Genomic DNA, 17306 nt, shown 5'->3' on the forward strand with positions numbered 1-17306 from the left:
CATTTATACTTCTAGAAGTAATAATTAGTATTAGCTGCTTTCAACACTTAATTACTTTTAAATTCCTGTACATTCTGATTATGTCATAGTAATTAGACGTTGAAAACATCTTATACAGTTTAAATATCAATATAACTATAACCTATATTTCTCACAATCAATGACAATTCTCGACGAAATACCAAATTTTGTGTATAAAAAAAGGACGAACAAGTCGTCCTCTGCCTCGATAAACTCCTATAAGCCACGTTTTGTCCAAGTAATAGGTTGGCGACCTATTACCATAAGTAATCATCTATCTACAATTAAGCCTTCACAGTAGATTCATTTCTCGTTATGAAGCGCCCCTACCAAAGTTTGGGTTGCCCGCTTGCGGGGTTTACCTCGTTCCACCATTGCAATTTCTCACAATAATACGTCTCTGTGGCACTTTCAAGCTAGTTACACATAGCTAAAAGCCTTAGTGCTTTCGCTGCCGTTACCTCCGAAAAGGTACCTTGGCTTATTGGGCCAAGCACAAACACTGCAAACATCTCAGTTCGCGCGGGCGTGGACTTTCCTCAGCCTAGATAACTAGACCGCGATCACTCGTAATTTACCGACTTGAATAGTATACACTAAAATTGATTCAAATTGTTATTATTATTAAAATTTCCATTAAAATTATTTTGTCCTTGGTTTGAACCATTGTTCATTGGACGATTTGCTTGGAAATTATTAGGATTATTGAAACCATTATTCATTGGTTGTTGTTGGTTCATACCAGGATTAATTTCTGTATGACCACTTTCAACACCTGCATGATTATTCATGTTATTAGGATTTGGAACAACGGCTGAAGCAAATTGCTTAGTTTCATGGTCTTCAGGTAGACCATTAGCAAAATCGCGACCAAAGACACGTTTTTCAAGATTTGAAATACGCTTTAAAATATCATAATTGGTTGAAGCCTCAGCTGTTGCACTCATTGCAGGTTTTTGTTGAGGTCTCATTCGATTAGTATTTTGTCTTGGTTGTTGAAAATTTGGTTGAGTATTACCCGTGTTTCCAGCACCAGCATTGCGAGCTTGCATTAAACGATCATTTTCAGACTTCAATTGACTGATTTCGTTTGAGAAAGTTTCATAATCTTTGATAATTCCATCTAAGAATTGGTCAACTTCTGTGGGATCATAGCCACGCATCTTTGTCTTGAATTCTTTTTGTAAAATATCATTTGGTTGATAATTCAAAGAAATATCGTTACCATTACCATTTTGTTGATTCATTCCATTCATGTTGTTCATTATTAAACACCCCAGTGTTAATTATTGTCGATTTATCTTATACCTAACTATCATATAACATATTAGCAAAATCTTGCATAGAATCAAAATCAATTAATTCCAATTGATAGTCATTCCCACGGTCTTGATAGGCTTTAATGGCTTCATAGTCATACTTGGGCTTGCCGCCACTGTCTGGATCATAGAAAATCAATGCACCATCAGTATGTTCTAGCATAAAATCTTGCCATAATTTCAGTTGCCTAGGACTATGATAACTCATATTTGATATTTTATTGACATAGTCAGCATTTCTTAAAAAAACATTTAACAATGCCTGATTAGTCTCATTCCATTGGCTACCGAACTCAGCGAATGGTAACATCGCCGCATGTTTAATATTATAGTCTTTTTTCTTGATTTCTTGAACTGCTTTTCCAACAATCTGCTCAGTTCCCATCTGGGCACCTGTAAGGATCCATTCGGTTCCATCTTCAGCGTAGTTGGTAATCCTTTGCTCAAAAAAGTCTTGAATTACTTTTGCTTTTGGGTCATTATCTTTAAAAATACCTAACTCATATGAGCGGTACCCAGTGATCCATAAATTTTTAATCATAAAGAATCTCCCCAAGAATTAATATCTTTGCCATCATGGTATAATTTGCACAGTAGGAGTTGATATTTTGAAAATAAACTACCCCGATGGGCGAATTTTTAACAGTCCATCAAAACCTTCTTCAAAGATTTCTACTAACACGACCGCTAAAAAGAAACTTATTTTCGGTGATCGTGGGATGACTTTGGAAGAAGAAATCAATGAAAGCAACAAGTATTATCGGAGTCACGAAGTTGCCGTAATTTACAAAAAACCAACGCCAATTCAAATTGTTAAAGTCGACTATCCGAAACGAAGTCGTGCTGTTATAAAGGAAGCCTACTTTAGACAAGCCTCTACCACAGATTACAATGGCGTTTATCATGGTTATTACGTTGACTTTGAGGCCAAGGAAACTAAGAATAAAAATACCTTTCCATTGAAGAATTTCCACCAGCATCAAATTGATCATCTACGGATGTGTCAAAAACAAGGTGGCATCTGTTTTGTTATTATAAAATACGTAACGTTAAAACGCTATTTTGTAATGCCAGCAGATAACCTCTTTCAACATTGGGATGCGCAAAAACATGAGGGTGCAAAATCAATTCAGTTACAAGATATTGTCGATTGTTCGATTGAGATCAAAGCTAATTATGATCCTACTCTACCCTATATTGATGCGGTACAACAACTAATAGAAAGTGGGAAGGAGAAACAATGAATAATAAAAGCATCTTCACCTTCAAAAATATTTTTAAGTGGATTGCGTCAATTGTCGCAGTTTTAGTCGGAATATTTTTGTTTATCTTCATATACTATGCTTTTAGTGCACCAGCAGTCAGTCAGGAGAATTTACAAAGTGGTGGTTCTTCAACCATCGTTGATTCATCCGGCAAGACGATTGCTTCATTAGGTGACAATAAAAGAAATTACGCAACAATCGATAAAGTTCCGCAAACAATGCAGGATGCGGTTGTTTCAATTGAAGATAAGAACTTCTACAATGAACCACTTGGTGTCGATCCAATTCGAATTGCTAAGTCAGCCTTTAACAACGTAACTCGAGGGACGTTACAAGGTGGTAGTACTTTGACGCAACAATTAGTTAAGTTGACTGTTTTCTCAACTGACACCAAAGATCAAACTTTTAAACGTAAAATGCAAGAAGCTTGGCTGGCTATGCGTGTCAGTCAAAAATTCTCTAAGCAACAAATCCTTGAATTTTATATTAATAAAGTTTATCTAAATAACGGTATTTACGGTATGGAAACCGGAGCTAAGTATTACTATGGTAAAACTTTAAAACAATTAACATTACCCGAAATGGCCATGTTGGCTGGTTTACCTAACGCGCCAAGTAATTACGATCCGTATACCCACCCTACTGAATCTAAGCAACGTCGTGACTTAGTTATTCGTGCTATGTACGATAATAACAAGATTACTAAAGCACAAGCAGATGCAGCTATTAATACGCCAATCAGTACCGGCTTACAGCCATATAAGAAAGTAAGCAATAGTAACAATAACAAACGAATCATCTCTGATCCTTACATCAAGGAAGCTATTACTGAAGTTAAAAAGAAAGGCTTTGATCCATATCGTGATAATTTAAAGATTACTGTCAATATGGATTACGATGCACAAAAACGTCTTTACAATATCGTTAACTCAGCTAATTACGTGCAATTCCCTGATTCCAAGATGCAAGTTGGGGCTTCAATTGTTAACCCTAATAACGGTAAAGTTGTAGCTATGATTGGTGGTCGTAATTTAGGCGATATTCAATTCGGTTTGAACCGTGCTGTCCAAACTGGTCGTAGTAATGGTTCGACAATGAAACCTATTTTGGACTATGCTCCGGCAATTGAATATCTCAACTGGTCGACTTTCCATCAAGTTGAAGATACGGAATATACTTATCCTGGAACAAATATTCAACTAAAGGACTGGGACCAACAATACGAGGGTCAAATGAGCATGAGAAAAGCTTTAGTTAACTCTCGTAACGTACCAGCTATTAGAACTTTATCAGCTGTAGGATTCACTCAAGCTAAAGGTTTTGCTAAAAAACTTGGCATAACTATTGGTAGTGATGAAGGATTATCAGCCGGTATTGGTAGTAAAGTATCATCACTTCAAGGTGCTTCAGCTTATGGAGCCTTTTCAAATGGTGGAACTTATTACAAGCCATACTATGTTTCAAAAATTGAAACAGCAGACGGTTTAGTTCATAACTACAGCAAGTCTGGTAAAGAAGCTATGAAAGATTCAACAGCTTATATGATTACCGACATGCTCAAAGGTGTTCCAGCAACCTATGCTACTTATGCTAATATTTCTGGCTTACACCAAGCTGGTAAGACTGGTACAACCAACTATTCCTCAGAAGCGATTGCTACCAACCCAGCATTAAGTGGTACAGCAATGGATTCATGGTATAACGGTTTTACTAAGAATTATTCAATGAGTGTTTGGACTGGTTATGATTCACCAAACGAAAGTGGTATCTCCGCAACTTACCAAGAAGTTGCTGGGAAAATCTACAAAGCTGAGATGAGTTACTTAGCTAATCAAACAAATAGTAATCCTAACTGGAAGAAGCCAAGTTCAGTTGAATCAGCGATGATTAAGACTTCAAGCACAACTACGCCAATAGTAGCTTCGCCAAGTTCTAGTTCATCAACCTATACAAGAGAACTCTTTGTTAAGGGTCACGCACCATACAATCCTTATAAGGATTCTGACTACAGTACAAGCAGTGCTTCAAGTTCAAGTAGTAACTCTGCAACAACAAGTCGTCCTTCAAGTAGCAGTTCTGAATCAAGTGATGAAGAAAATGATACAAGTTCGGATGGCAGTACCGAAACAGGTACTGGGACAGATAAAGAGAATTCAACTAATAGTAATTCCAATACATCTGAGAACAATACCAACAGCAATACTAATACTGGTAATTCAAATTCCAATAATAGTAATGGTGGTACAACGAATAATAATAATAACGGTAGTACCGGAAGCAATAATGGCAATACTGGTGGCTCAACTGGATCAACCGGCGACAATAGTTCCAATGGCGGTGGTTCATCCGATGGTGGAACAACTGGCAACACTGGTGGTTCTTCAACCAATAGTGGCGCTAGCACCAATGGTTCCTCAACTACTGAATAATTAAAAGGACTCCTCTAAATTAGTTTAGAGAAGTCCTTTTTTTGATGGATTAAGACTAGTTAACGCGTTGCACTTGATGCATCTCCAGAATCTTGAGCCTATAAACCTTTGTTAATAAACAAAGAAACTAATATTCTTGTTTCTGGAGGTGACATATTTAATTGGCAATTTCTTTTTCGTTAATTTCATTCAATCGATCACACTCAATAATCAAAGCATTTGTTTCTTTGGCCGGATCAAGTTTCATTGAATACTTCCGACCATATTCAATCATCGTATGGTGTGCTTGATGTAATTCTTCAGCTGGCATCACACTAACAATCTTTTTTTCAACTTGTAAAGGATTGGCTTTTTGATCAACAAAATGAAGTCGTTTGGAAATAGCTGATACATGTGTGTCAACCGCAAAAGTTGCTTGATTGAAAACATCACTTAAGACAACATTAGCAGTTTTTCGACCAGCACCTGGTAAAGCCATAATCCCCTTTCGGGTCTCGGGGACAATGTCGTTTAGCTCTTCATGAACCACACGAGCCGTTTTAATGATGTTTCTAGCTTTGTTGTGGAATAGACCGACACTCTTAATAATTTGCTCTACGTCCGAAACATCTGCATTCATCAGGTCAGCCGGAGTTGGATACTTGGCAAATAAAATTGGTGTCACTTTATTGACTGAAACATCGGTCGCCTGTGCACTTAAAATAACTGATACTAAATATTGAAATGGTGTTCTTGAATCCAACGAAGGACCAACGGGCCCGATATCTTCTTCCATCTGGTGAATTGCCCAGACAATCTGCTCATCTTTTAACATTAATATCCCAGCTTCTTTCGACGTTCTTGTAATTGTTCTGCTGACTTAATATTACTCTTTTCCCAACTAATTAGGATTCGATCCATATATTTTAGTGAATAAGCTTGATTCAAAACAGCCTCACGTAACGACAGATCAATTAGGTCGATACTATAATGGTCATCGTCGATCCACTGATGAATTTGTTCCTGTTCAATTGGTGAAATTGGACGACCAAACTCAACTTCGATTTTTTTGAAAAGTTCTTCAGTGTCTGACATCAATTTATCTTGTTGATTAGAATTTTGTTGTTGTTTTAGCAAATTTTTAATCCGATGAAAAATTGGTGTCAATGAATAAATATCACGTTGTTGATGGTGTTCAATCACAGTTTTTAATTCGATAATTCCTAACTTGATCATGCCTTGAATGATGGCATAGATACTAGTCTCATCCATGCCTGTATCAATAGCAAGATCTTTAGCCATAGGGAAAGTATTTCCCTTTTGAGCGTACATGGAAAGAGCTAAATAAACGACTAAATCTTTTTCAGTCATACCCAAGTTATGATAATTTTTGAGGATTAAATTGTTGATGTTAGTGCTACCACTGTCTACGAAACTATTAAATAATTCATCATTCATATTAATTACTCCAGTGAATAAAAAAAGCCCGAGAATACAATTTATCTCGACTTTTTTTAGTAAATTTTAAAATGCTATCTCCGGTTGTGAGAGCTTCCACATACTGTGAGGCCAGATTGGCACCGAAATTTCGAAATTGAAAACACGTCCGTGTTGTCCTGCTTCACGGCATGTGGAAGCTCTCACAACTTCCGACTAAATTATAACTAAATATTATTAATAATTTGAATACTCTTACCTGTTCGAAAATCAATTAGATTGTAGCCGATACTGCCATTTTTCTTTTGAAAAGCTACTTCCCAAGTTGGTTTGTTTTTATACAAGCCAAGATTAATATGTAAGATTTTCTTAGCATTATACTTGCTTGCCACGGTATCGATAACTGTTTGACGAACGGGAGCATTATTTTTATTGAAAATATCAGTTTTACCACTCTTGGCATTGATGATGATGTAGCGATATTTTTGACCTTTAGTTAAGCCACCTACTGAATAATATTGCTTATCACGTGTGTAGTTTCCAAAATAATCTGGTTGGACGATACCCGCCTTTTCTTTGGCAATATCATTTGCTTGTGATTTGGCACTTGAATACGGAGCAAATGAAAGATTCAAATAAGTTAACGCTGAAACCACTGCTAATGCGATTAGAGATAAGGTTAATAAAATTTTTGTGCTTCTACTCATAATACTTCCTTTTTTCACTAACTGAAGGTTAATTACACTCAAAACAATTAATTAACTAGCCTTCGAAAATAGCAACCGAAATTCCTGTTTTCGAGGACTGTATACTAACAAAAATAGTATAGCAATATTTCAGCCTAATTCAAAAACTCATTTATATCTTTTTTAATTAAATCCATATCTTCATTAATAACTGGTAATCCCTTTGGCAATGAATCCAAAATAGTTTTCCCGTAACTCTTAGTCAAAATACGATTGTCAAGCAAGAGAATTACTCCACGATCAGTTGGTGTTCGAATCAAGCGACCTAATCCCTGACGTAACTGAAGAATAGCATTTGGTAATGAATCAACCTTAAAGACATTCATGTCTTGTTGTTTCAAAATATCTTGTTTGATCTTCACATCAGGCTGTTCAGGTGATTCAAATGGAATTCGCGTTACAATCAAGATTTCCAAAACCTTCTTAGGAAAATCGACGCCTTCCCAGAAAGAATTGGCTCCAAGTAAGACCGAACGTTGGCCGATGGCAAAGCGCTTCTTAATTTTTTCATTGGAACCCGTAACACCTTGAGCTAAAATTTCCCACTTTTCTTTCACGGGAGTACTCATTAGTCGTTCATAGACCTTACTCAAAGTATTCAAGGAATTGAACAAAATCATTGTCTGATGGTCCAAATTATCCAAAACATCAACGATATACGCTGTCACCATGTCAAAATATTCATCACTTGAAAGTGACTGGATATCTGGTAAATCAGCTGGTAAGTATATTTTACTGTTTTTCGAAATACTATTAGTATCTGGCAAAATGACCATTTGATTAATCTGGTTTTGATTCAGCTGCGTGTCCAAAATGAAGTGTGAAAAATCTTTTTGAATCGTTATAGCTGCTCCAATGGCAAAAATCTGGCTGAATTCATCGGTGGTATCCTCAATTAATCCCCGGATATCATATTGACGCCAACTCATTTTCAAAGTTTTCGGATCATAATAATCACGCATATCGAGTTGAATCCCAAACTTATCGTCGTCACTTTGGAGTGCCTGCAATAATTCATCAAGATTCTTCAAGACAGTTTGGAGTTTACTATTCTCAATTGTTAAATTAGAAATCACTTTCGATAATTCAACTGAGATGAAGTTCTTTTGGAAGTTATATTGGTCAAACAAAGTCTCAACGCGATTAGAAATCAAGGATAGTTCAACTATTAAATCTGATAATAATTCAATCAATGCTGGATTATCTTTTCCAAATTCATTGCTACTATCAAGAATCGAGACAAAATCCTCCCGGTCCTTAAATCGAACTTTATTTCGAATATAGTTACCAAAAATGTTGTATTCAAGACGTTCCATCAGTTCGTCGACTGCTTCAAAATGAGTCTCCATACTTTGGAGATCTTGATAATTCCACAATTGAGTCGTAACTTCCGTAAAAGCGTATCGTAATGTAACTCGGTTTTGATACAAAATATCACTAATTTTTTTAACGTATTCATTTAATTGCAAAAAGTCGATTGTCGGTGAACTGGCATCCCGCAAGCTACCCGCAAAGTGATTAGCTTCATCGATAACTAAATACGAATTACCGCCCCAAAAAGGACTGTCCAAATGGCGAGCTAAGAATGATTGATTAGTAACAAGAATCTTTGATTCTAAGTAACGGTTTTGTTGATACATCCAGAAATCATCGTTACTAAAAACTGTATTTTCCTTAGGTTCACCTCGATGGCGAATGATACTAAACAATGGACTGTTGTAGTTAGTTAAATGTAACTCACTCAAGTCCCCCGTTGTCGTCATCGTCAACCAAACAATAATCTTCATCTTTAAAATAGCAGTATGACTGTGCAAGCGATAATTATCTAGTGCTTCGTAAAAGCGGTCTAAGTCGATGAAATTATAACTACTCTTAACGATTTCAGCATGATAATTATTGTTTGTAACTTGATTCAATAACGGAATCGATTGTTCAAGAATTTGTTGCTGCAAAACTTTGGTCGTTGTGGCAATGACTAATTTTTGATCACTGTTGACCAAATATGATAATGGCAATAAATAGCCTAACGTCTTACCCGCACCAGTTGGAGCTTCAATCAAGTTCCACTTTTTGGTCTTATCTCGATGTTGGCTTGTTTTATAAATGTTATCCATTAGTTTAGATTGGTTAACACGATAATCTAGCACGCCATCGAGTAATTCTTTCTTGGCCTCGCGAGTTAAAGGATACTTGGTCGTATGATCAATTTGTTCACTGACGTGATAGTCCTTTTTTCGTAAGACTAAGCCATTTTTCTCAAACAAATAAGCAGGTAGTACTTCACTACGAGCCATTTGTTCGCGTTCTTCTAAGGTTGTTTTAAAGACCAGATTAGTTTCACGAATCGTATTCTTACCAAACTTGGTTAACATCCGTAATGTTTCCAATGGTAATTGTTGGATTCGTTTCAAAATAATTAAAAACAATTCAGCGGTTACGTGGGCATCACTGTTCGCACTATGTGGATTCTTGTGAACGATGCTCAAATAATGCGTTAGATCTTGTAACTTGTAACTGCTGATTGTTGGGAAGAGAATCTGCGATAATTCAACAGTATCGATTGCTTTGACATTCAGTTGATTCATTCCGATACGTTTAAGTTCACGATTTAAAAAGGTCAAATCAAAATTCACGTTATGTGCAATAAAAACTCGATTTTTTAAAAGTTTAAAAATATCAGGTGCAACTTCTTCAAATGTTGGTGAATCTTTAACATCATCATCACTCAAGCCAGTTAAGGCTGTAATACGACCAGGAATCGGTACTTTAGGATTGATTTTTTGATCGTAAATATGTGTAATTTCACCATTTTCGATAAGGGCACAGCCGAATTGAATTATACGCCCGTTGTCATGCCAATTAGAATTGGTCGTCTCTAAATCAACAACAGCGTAAGAATTTTTCAAATCATTCACCTCTCATCTTTGTTTTCTTGAAGATTAACTGCTTCGTTAGTCTTCAAGAAGTAAAGATATTTACCCTCCACGGGTTGATTTTTAATTGCAGAAATTGCTTCTGCATATAAATTGACTTGTCCGGAATATTTCGAAATTAAGGCTGCATGATTTTCAGCCGTGACATGATCCGTCTTGTAGTCAAAAATCGTTATTCCGCTATCCAATTCAATCACACCATCAATAATACCATGAACTAATATTTTATCGTTAGTGGAATAGTCTTTAGCGTCGGTTTTAAACAACTTTTCAGCCGGCATTAAAATTGAACAAGGAAATTCGCGACTGACCCGGTCATGATTTTGAACAATCAATTGTCCTAAATCACTTTGGTAAAAATCGGCTAGACTTTGACAGTCAATTTTTGCAGCTAATTCATCAGTCAACAACTTTTGATTAACTAAATCTTGGACGAGTTCCTCAAAATCAGCCAATTTTGGAGTCTGATCAATTGCAATTTTTTGAAGGACTAAATGTGTGGCACTACCAACTTCCGCATTTGTGACCTTCTTTTTTTGTGTCAAAAATTGTGGCTTACCAAAAGACCCTAAATTGTAACGTGACTTGTCGGCAAATAAATCTTCCGCCATATTATCATCGTCAGGATCTGCGAATAAGCCCTTGATTTCTGAAACTGATTGATAGGCAGTTGTTTCGACTGCTTCTTGGTGAGGATATTTGAAGTCCAAAATACCAGCAACTGAGTCTTTGAATGTTTGATTAATATCTTCAACGTTAGTTTCGGGAATAATAATTTTCGGTGTATCCTTAGCAGCTTCAGCGACAGGAATCAAGCGGAAACGTAACTGAATTGCAGGATCAAAGTATTCACGTTCATCAACACCATTTACGGTACTCATCCCTACTAAGTTTTGGAAATTATTAGCACCTAGTCGAGCTGAAGAATTGATTAAATTATGATTCGATGATTTATCGAAGTCTTGATAAAGTTTCGTTTCATTCTTGGTAAAGCCCAACATAATCAATTTTTGCTTAGCACGTGTTAGAGCAACGTATAATAATCGCATCTCTTCAGAAACAGTCGAAATTTTCTTTTGATTACTAATGATTCCGCGTTGCATGGTCCGATATTGCAATCTCGAATCATTGTCATCAATAGTTATCCCAATGCCTCGTTGTGCGTCGAAGACTGTGTTTGAATGAACATCCATCAGATTGAAATTCTTATCCATATCTAAATAAATTACGATTGGAAATTCCAAACCTTTGGAACCATGGACAGTCATTACTTTAACCGTATCGTCGTTAGCTTCAATGCTGTTAGGCTGAGCCAAATCTTTATTAAGGTCTTGCATACGTTGGATAAAACTAATGAACTGGTGTAAGCCTTTGAAGTTGTTTTCTTCATAGGCATTGGCTCGTTGATATAAGGCATGTAAATTGGCTGCACGTTGTTTTCCACCTGGCATCCCTGAAACGTACTCCAATAAACCTGTCTCTTGATAAATTTTCCAAATTAAACGAGCGATACTATTCTTATTGGAGAAATCACGATAGCTTTCCAATTGGAGTAAGAACGACTTGAGTTTGTTTTGAATATGTTCGTCAGCGTCTTGATTCAAATACTTCTGAATAGCTGTGTAATACATATTACGTTTATCTGCTAAACGAATTTCGGCTAATTCTTCTTCATTCAATCCGACAATTGGTGAACGTAGAACAGCTACCAGTGGGATGTCTTGGTATGGATTATCGACAATATTGAGCATTGCCATCATGATTTGGAGTTCGGTTGTTTGGAAATAGTTTTGCGCATCAGTCACCATGACAGGAATGTTAACTTTTGAAAAATATGACACGATATCAGTATTGTTATCTCGTGTTCGAGCCAAAATGGCAATATCTGAATATTTCAATGGCCGAATTTTTTCAGCATCCGTTGGTTTATCCATTTTACTATCATAGATTTCAAAGCCTTCGTCAATCAAAGCTTGAATTCGTTTAGCAGCTGCACTAATTAACGTTTGACGCTTGCTGATTTCTGCTTGATCACTGAGGTCTTCTTCCCCATCGACTTGGTTAGTTGCTGCGTCCGCAATAGTTTTAGGAGCCAAATAAATATCAAATTCATTAACAGAATCAACTGAATCTGGGAAGTTGGTTCCTGTTACCAACTTAGCTTTTTCATCGTAATCAATATCACCAATTTGTTTATCAAAGATACGAGTGAAAATTTGGTTAACAAAATCATCAACTGCTTTTGAAGAACGGAAGTTTTTTGATAGCTGAACTAATTCCGCATCATTATCTGACTTTTGGAAACGGTCATATTTCTCGGTAAATAGACGTGGTGCTGCTTGACGGAACCCGTAAATTGATTGTTTGATATCACCAACCATGAAACGGTGATTATTTTCAGAAGACAGCAGATCAACGATACGGTCTTGCATTTCATTAACATCTTGATATTCATCAATCATTAGTTCATGAAATTTAGTTTGGTAATATTCTTGAGCAATCTTGCGGCCATCAACAGCACCAGTTAAAATCTCAACGGCCTTGTGTTCCAAATCACTGAAATCTAGTACATGAGCATTATTTTTCAAATCAGCAAACTTCTTCATGAAACGACGTTCAACTTCGACTAATTTGGTGATCAACTTTTCAGCGACACGTAGCGATTGATTAACTTCAGCTTCTGAACGCAAGAAATATGATTCAAGAATTTTGTCTTTGCGACGATTAAATTCATCGCCCATGCCTTTGGCAGCATCCATAATGCTAGTATCTTTATCTTTTTTGTCAGCAGCACGAACTGTGACTTTCTTGGCAGTGATTTTAAAGTTGACCAATCGATTCCGCAATTCTTCGAAAGATAAGCCTGGTAAATCTTCGACTAGTTGACCCAATTTTTCATCACGTTCATCAAAAACTGGTAAGTACGTACTACCTAACTCATCGGTACTAACAAAATCAATTGCTTCAGCATTGTATTGTTGTAAATCCTCAAGACTTTGTTTAATTTGAGGAATAATTTCATTTTGGTAAAAATCAGTTTCAATAAAACTATTCTCAAATTGATATGGCTTAACTAAACTGTCTAGCCAAGCATCAGTATCACGGTTAGTAATCGCAAAGTCATAAGTTTTAAAGACAATGTCTTTGAGCCCATCATCGGAGCGGTCATTAGTAAAATTGTTCGTTAGATTGATAAAATCAGCGTCACCTTTGCCATAATATGCATCTCGAATTAAATCATAAGCCTGTTCTTGAATAATTAAGCGTTCAGTATCATCACTTAACAGACGGAAATTAGGGTCTAAGTCGATCACATAGTAAAACTTTTTGATAACACTCAAACAAAAAGCATGAATCGTACTAATATTAGCCATTGGGACATGGAAAATTTGTTTTTGTAAGTGTCGTTTTATATCTGGATTATCGGTTGTGGCCACGGCTTTCTTCAATGAAGTCAAAAGTCGTTCTTTCATTTCTTGAGCAGCAGCCTCGGTAAATGTAACAACTAGTAAATTTTCAATATCTTCTGGTTGATGGTCAGCATCACCTTTTAATTCACGTAAAATTCGTTCAATCAAAATCGTTGTTTTACCAGAACCTGCAGCAGCAGAAACCAAAATATCATGCCCACGGTTTTCAATTGCTTTAATTTGATCATCGGTCCATTTAGGCATCGTCTTCCACCTCCAAAATTTCACCAATCTTATCTAAAACGTCTTCTTTGTTGTAATTAATAATATCGTGATACTCATTTTCGGGCAGCATTGCGTCAAACTCAAAGATTGGCCGGTAATCGCTGTATTGTAAAGCTGTCTTTTTCCCATAACGATAAGGGTTCAAATTCAACTTACCAGAGTAAATCTTTTCTCCAGCATTTTTGATCAAATGACGGTTGTAATTGAGAATCTTAAAGAGATCATCATCGGTGATAACATCTTTTTTACCAAAACTAACAACCGGGGATTTTGACGAACGCTTATCTTTAGTTGTTCTAGCTTCCAAATCGAAATTATCCAATAAGTCTTCGTCGTTTAACAAAATACCTTGTAGTTTAAACTTGTTTAAAATTTGTTGCTGCAATGGTGTTCCCGATTTCGACAGTTGAATAAATGGATTCACGATGTGTTCGTACAATGCTCCACCAATTTTAATGTCTTTATTACCAGTTTGGAATCGATCTAAGTTTTCGCTAACGCTTTGAATATACGTTGGCATCTGCATTGTCAAACCATCCAAAAATTGCGCATAATCGAATTTACGGTCACTCGATTTGTAATCAATAATTGTTAAGAAGGACTTGTCATCCAAATTCATCTCATCAATTCGGTCAATTTTCCCACGGACATACACTTCATGACCATCTGGTAAACGATAGATCATATATGGCAAGTCTTCCTCGTTATTCAAGCGTCCAAAAGTGACTTCGGAACGTTTCGGAACAAATTTATTACGTTGATACTGCAATTTCATATTTTTAACTAGTTGAACTAATGTACTCTGCAATTTGTCGGATATATAAAGCATCCGATCTGAGGCTCTGAAAATTTTGTTTTCCGGTAATTCAGCTTGTTCTTTGAAGAGATCCCCGACCAAGGCACTAATTTCACTGTCGTCGAAGTCAACTAAGTTTTTACCTGTCTTTGTTAAATATTTAACCAAGCCATCTAAAACTGCATGGAAAATTGAACCTGTTTGGGCTGGAGTGATTTCGAAAAGTTGTCTTGGATATAAGCGCAACCCATACTTTAAGAAATACTCATATTCGTTCATATAAAATGTCTCAAGTTGTGAAATTGAAACTTGAATTTTGTCACCATATAAAGCATTGACAGTTTCCGAATTCAAAGCTACTGGTTTGTTTTGATACTCTAAAGAACTCAAAGCAAATTTAGCGTCTGTCGGTTCCCGATTAAGTAATTGATTCTTCACATATGTCCAGGCTTTCGGAATATCGAGACGTTTATCCAAAGCAGCTCGGGAAACGCGAATCAAATAATTTAGCGTTGAGGCCTTTGAACCCACGTATTCTAAAACGTGATTATAATCAGCTTCAGTAATTTCCGGATTAGCCAACTTATCTTCAATCGTTAAATCAAAATGTTGTTGAATCCGTTTAACATAACTTGAAAGTTCTTGTTTCTTACTATCTTCAGACAAATTAGGATATGTAAAAATCAAACGTGTTGAACTAGTCGTAAATGTGATGTCGTGTAAGAATGGTTCAGCGTTATTGACGACCTCATCAGAGTCTTTCAAAAACTTACCATCGGTTAAACTTTCGTTTAAAAAGCCTCGTTCATCGTCGGTAACTAGATTATTTGAGACAGTTGCTCCAGGCATATTGCCAGTTGTACTGCCTAAAATGAAGGTCACTTGCCGATTATTAGGTTGAATCATCCCGATTTCGGAAATGCTGACAGCATCAAGCGTCGATGGAATTTGTGAATATGTAGCACTTTCAAAAGCAGCATCCAAAATACTGATGAAATCTTTCGAATCAAAAGTTTTATCACCAAAAACAGTCACATATTCATCTAAAATTTGATTGAATAAGTTGACAATTTGTTCTGGTTGATTAGCAAGTGCTAAGTTCTTCTGTTCGGTTGCCTGTTGTTGCCACTTTAAGAGCTCTTCAAAAACACCATTTTTAGTTAGAAAACTATATAACGACGTGGCACAACTAGTTGAATCTTTGGGGTCGTCCAAGAAACGGCTTAATTGTTGGTAAATCATCTTAATAAAAGTTTTGATAACATTTATTTGTTGGAACTCATTCAAACGAATAGCATCAGTTTTGACATCTAATTTAACAGTTGGTTTAAAGTTATCACCGAGCCAACCACGTTTGGTGATTCCGTTTGTGAGTGCATAGTTTTCCGTTAAATCGACTGCTTGGCGAAAACTGTTGATATCGTTGTTAAATTCTTCCGGAATTAATAATTCAGTCCGCAAAAGACTGATGACATCATCTTCTTGCATCCCCCGATCATGAATGGCAAATAGCAAATCTAAGAGACGTTTGAAGGGATGATTAGCCATCTTTTTTTGCAGATCAATGAAGTATGGTACCTCATTGTTTTCCATGAACGATTCGATAAAGGAACCATATTCTGACAAATTACGAGCCACAATCAAGAAGTCCTTGTAACGATAATCTTGTCGCGCAACCAGTCGTCTGATATAGGAACTAATAGCTGAGACTTCAGTCTGTTTATCGGTTGCCTTCCAAATTTGGACCGTGTTTTTATTGTCTAATGTGCTAGCTTTAATTGGTTTAGTCCCACTGGATTGAATCCAGTAGTCTTCTAGTTTGCCTAAATCATCGTTAATTCGTTTTTTATTAGCCAAAATATTTTTTGTTTGAATTTGTTGCATCTTAGCAAACTCAGTCAACTGCCGGTAAGTATGACGTGGACGATAGAAAAAGTCTGCATCATCAGTCACCTGATTATCAGGATCAATCAAAACTAACGACAAATTAAGGTCATGGCTGTTAATAATCATTGTTTTAACCAAATTTAATTCAGCGGCTGTGAACGTTGAGAAACCCTCAATGTAAAAGTGATAATGTGAAGTATTTAAGCGCTGGTTAAGAAAATCGGCTAGTGCATTTAATTGAAAGTCATTCGTTTGATAACCTTGAATTTTTTGGAGATAATCGCTATAAATCAAATTCAATTCAGCAATTTTATCAGCAAAGACGTCTGTTTTATTTTGTGCTAAGACATCACCGATATCTTCCGGTTGAACTTGTCCATTTAAAAATTCATTGAATTGTGAAATCATTTGGTCAATAAAGCCAGGTTTATCAATCATATGTTTAAAAATTTTTAAGTCCTTTTGATGTGACTGCACAATTTCTTTCAATAACATCGCTGATTTAGTTTGCGTTAAGGTTTCTAAATTATAATCACTACTGTCGCGCAAAAAATACCAAGCTAGACGTGAGAAAGAAAACGTTTGAACATTATTCGTGGCAACAATTTTACCATCGCCTTGGTCAAACGACTTGAGGATATTTATTTCGGATTCAAACTTAATATGATTCGGTACAAGAAAGAAAAATTGTCCATCTGGATCTTTTTGGAAATCATTTTGGAACAATTCCATCATTTTTTGATGATGGTCATATTGGTTTTTACCAAGTACAAAATTTAATGTCATTTTTAATCACCCG

10 protein-coding genes and 1 other RNA gene are annotated in these 17306 nt (G+C 36.1%); 2 read left to right on the forward strand and 9 right to left on the reverse strand.

What is annotated here, in order from left to right:
- Positions 1-235 precede the first annotated feature (235 nt).
- The 3 genes from rnpB to FD31_RS00160 form a co-directional block, all read right to left on the reverse strand.
- Positions 236-596, reverse strand: an RNA gene (gene rnpB, locus FD31_RS13830) — RNase P RNA component class B.
- A gap of 21 nt (positions 597-617) precedes the next feature.
- On the reverse strand, positions 618-1286 hold the full coding sequence (gene gpsB / locus FD31_RS00155) for a cell division regulator GpsB (RefSeq protein WP_057890739.1): 669 nt from the start codon (positions 1284-1286) through the stop codon (positions 618-620).
- A gap of 43 nt (positions 1287-1329) precedes the next feature.
- Positions 1330-1881 (reverse strand): SLOG family protein, encoded by a 552-nt coding sequence (locus tag FD31_RS00160; protein WP_057890740.1) that lies wholly within the window; start codon positions 1879-1881, stop codon positions 1330-1332.
- Between the two features lie 67 nt (positions 1882-1948).
- On the opposite strand from FD31_RS00160, the gene recU reads away from it, so the two are divergent.
- Both recU and FD31_RS00170 read left to right on the forward strand, forming a co-directional pair.
- Positions 1949-2584, forward strand: coding sequence for a Holliday junction resolvase RecU (gene recU / locus FD31_RS00165; protein ID WP_057890741.1), 636 nt, complete (start codon positions 1949-1951; stop codon positions 2582-2584).
- Positions 2581-5034: a transglycosylase domain-containing protein gene (locus tag FD31_RS00170; protein ID WP_057890742.1), complete on the forward strand. Its 2454-nt coding sequence runs from the start codon at positions 2581-2583 to the stop codon at positions 5032-5034. Before recU ends, FD31_RS00170 begins: the two co-directional genes overlap by 4 nt.
- Before the next feature lie 157 nt (positions 5035-5191).
- Here FD31_RS00170 and FD31_RS00175 read toward each other — a convergent pair whose 3' ends face one another.
- From FD31_RS00175 to FD31_RS00200, 6 genes are all read right to left on the reverse strand, one after another.
- Positions 5192-5848: an endonuclease III domain-containing protein gene (locus FD31_RS00175; protein WP_057890743.1), complete on the reverse strand. Its 657-nt coding sequence runs from the start codon at positions 5846-5848 to the stop codon at positions 5192-5194.
- A complete protein-coding gene (locus FD31_RS00180; RefSeq protein WP_057890744.1) occupies positions 5848-6471 on the reverse strand; it encodes a DnaD domain protein in 624 nt (207 codons plus the stop codon). Before FD31_RS00180 ends, FD31_RS00175 begins: the two co-directional genes overlap by 1 nt.
- Before the next feature lie 206 nt (positions 6472-6677).
- Positions 6678-7157 (reverse strand): cell wall elongation regulator TseB-like domain-containing protein, encoded by a 480-nt coding sequence (locus FD31_RS00185; protein WP_057890745.1) that lies wholly within the window; start codon positions 7155-7157, stop codon positions 6678-6680.
- A gap of 134 nt (positions 7158-7291) precedes the next feature.
- Complete coding sequence (locus tag FD31_RS00190) at positions 7292-10102, reverse strand: helicase C-terminal domain-containing protein (RefSeq protein ID WP_057890746.1); 2811 nt, start codon at positions 10100-10102, stop codon at positions 7292-7294.
- Between the two features lie 5 nt (positions 10103-10107).
- Positions 10108-13803, reverse strand: a complete 3696-nt coding sequence (gene addA, locus FD31_RS00195) for a helicase-exonuclease AddAB subunit AddA (protein ID WP_057890747.1) — start codon at positions 13801-13803, stop codon at positions 10108-10110.
- Positions 13796-17293, reverse strand: coding sequence for a PD-(D/E)XK nuclease family protein (locus FD31_RS00200; RefSeq protein ID WP_057890748.1), 3498 nt, complete (start codon positions 17291-17293; stop codon positions 13796-13798). The genes addA and FD31_RS00200 overlap by 8 nt, the downstream gene beginning before the upstream one ends.
- Positions 17294-17306 lie beyond the last annotated feature (13 nt).

It is taken from the genome of Companilactobacillus nantensis DSM 16982, from assembly GCF_001435815.1.
Classification (GTDB): Bacteria; Bacillota; Bacilli; order Lactobacillales; family Lactobacillaceae; genus Companilactobacillus; species Companilactobacillus nantensis.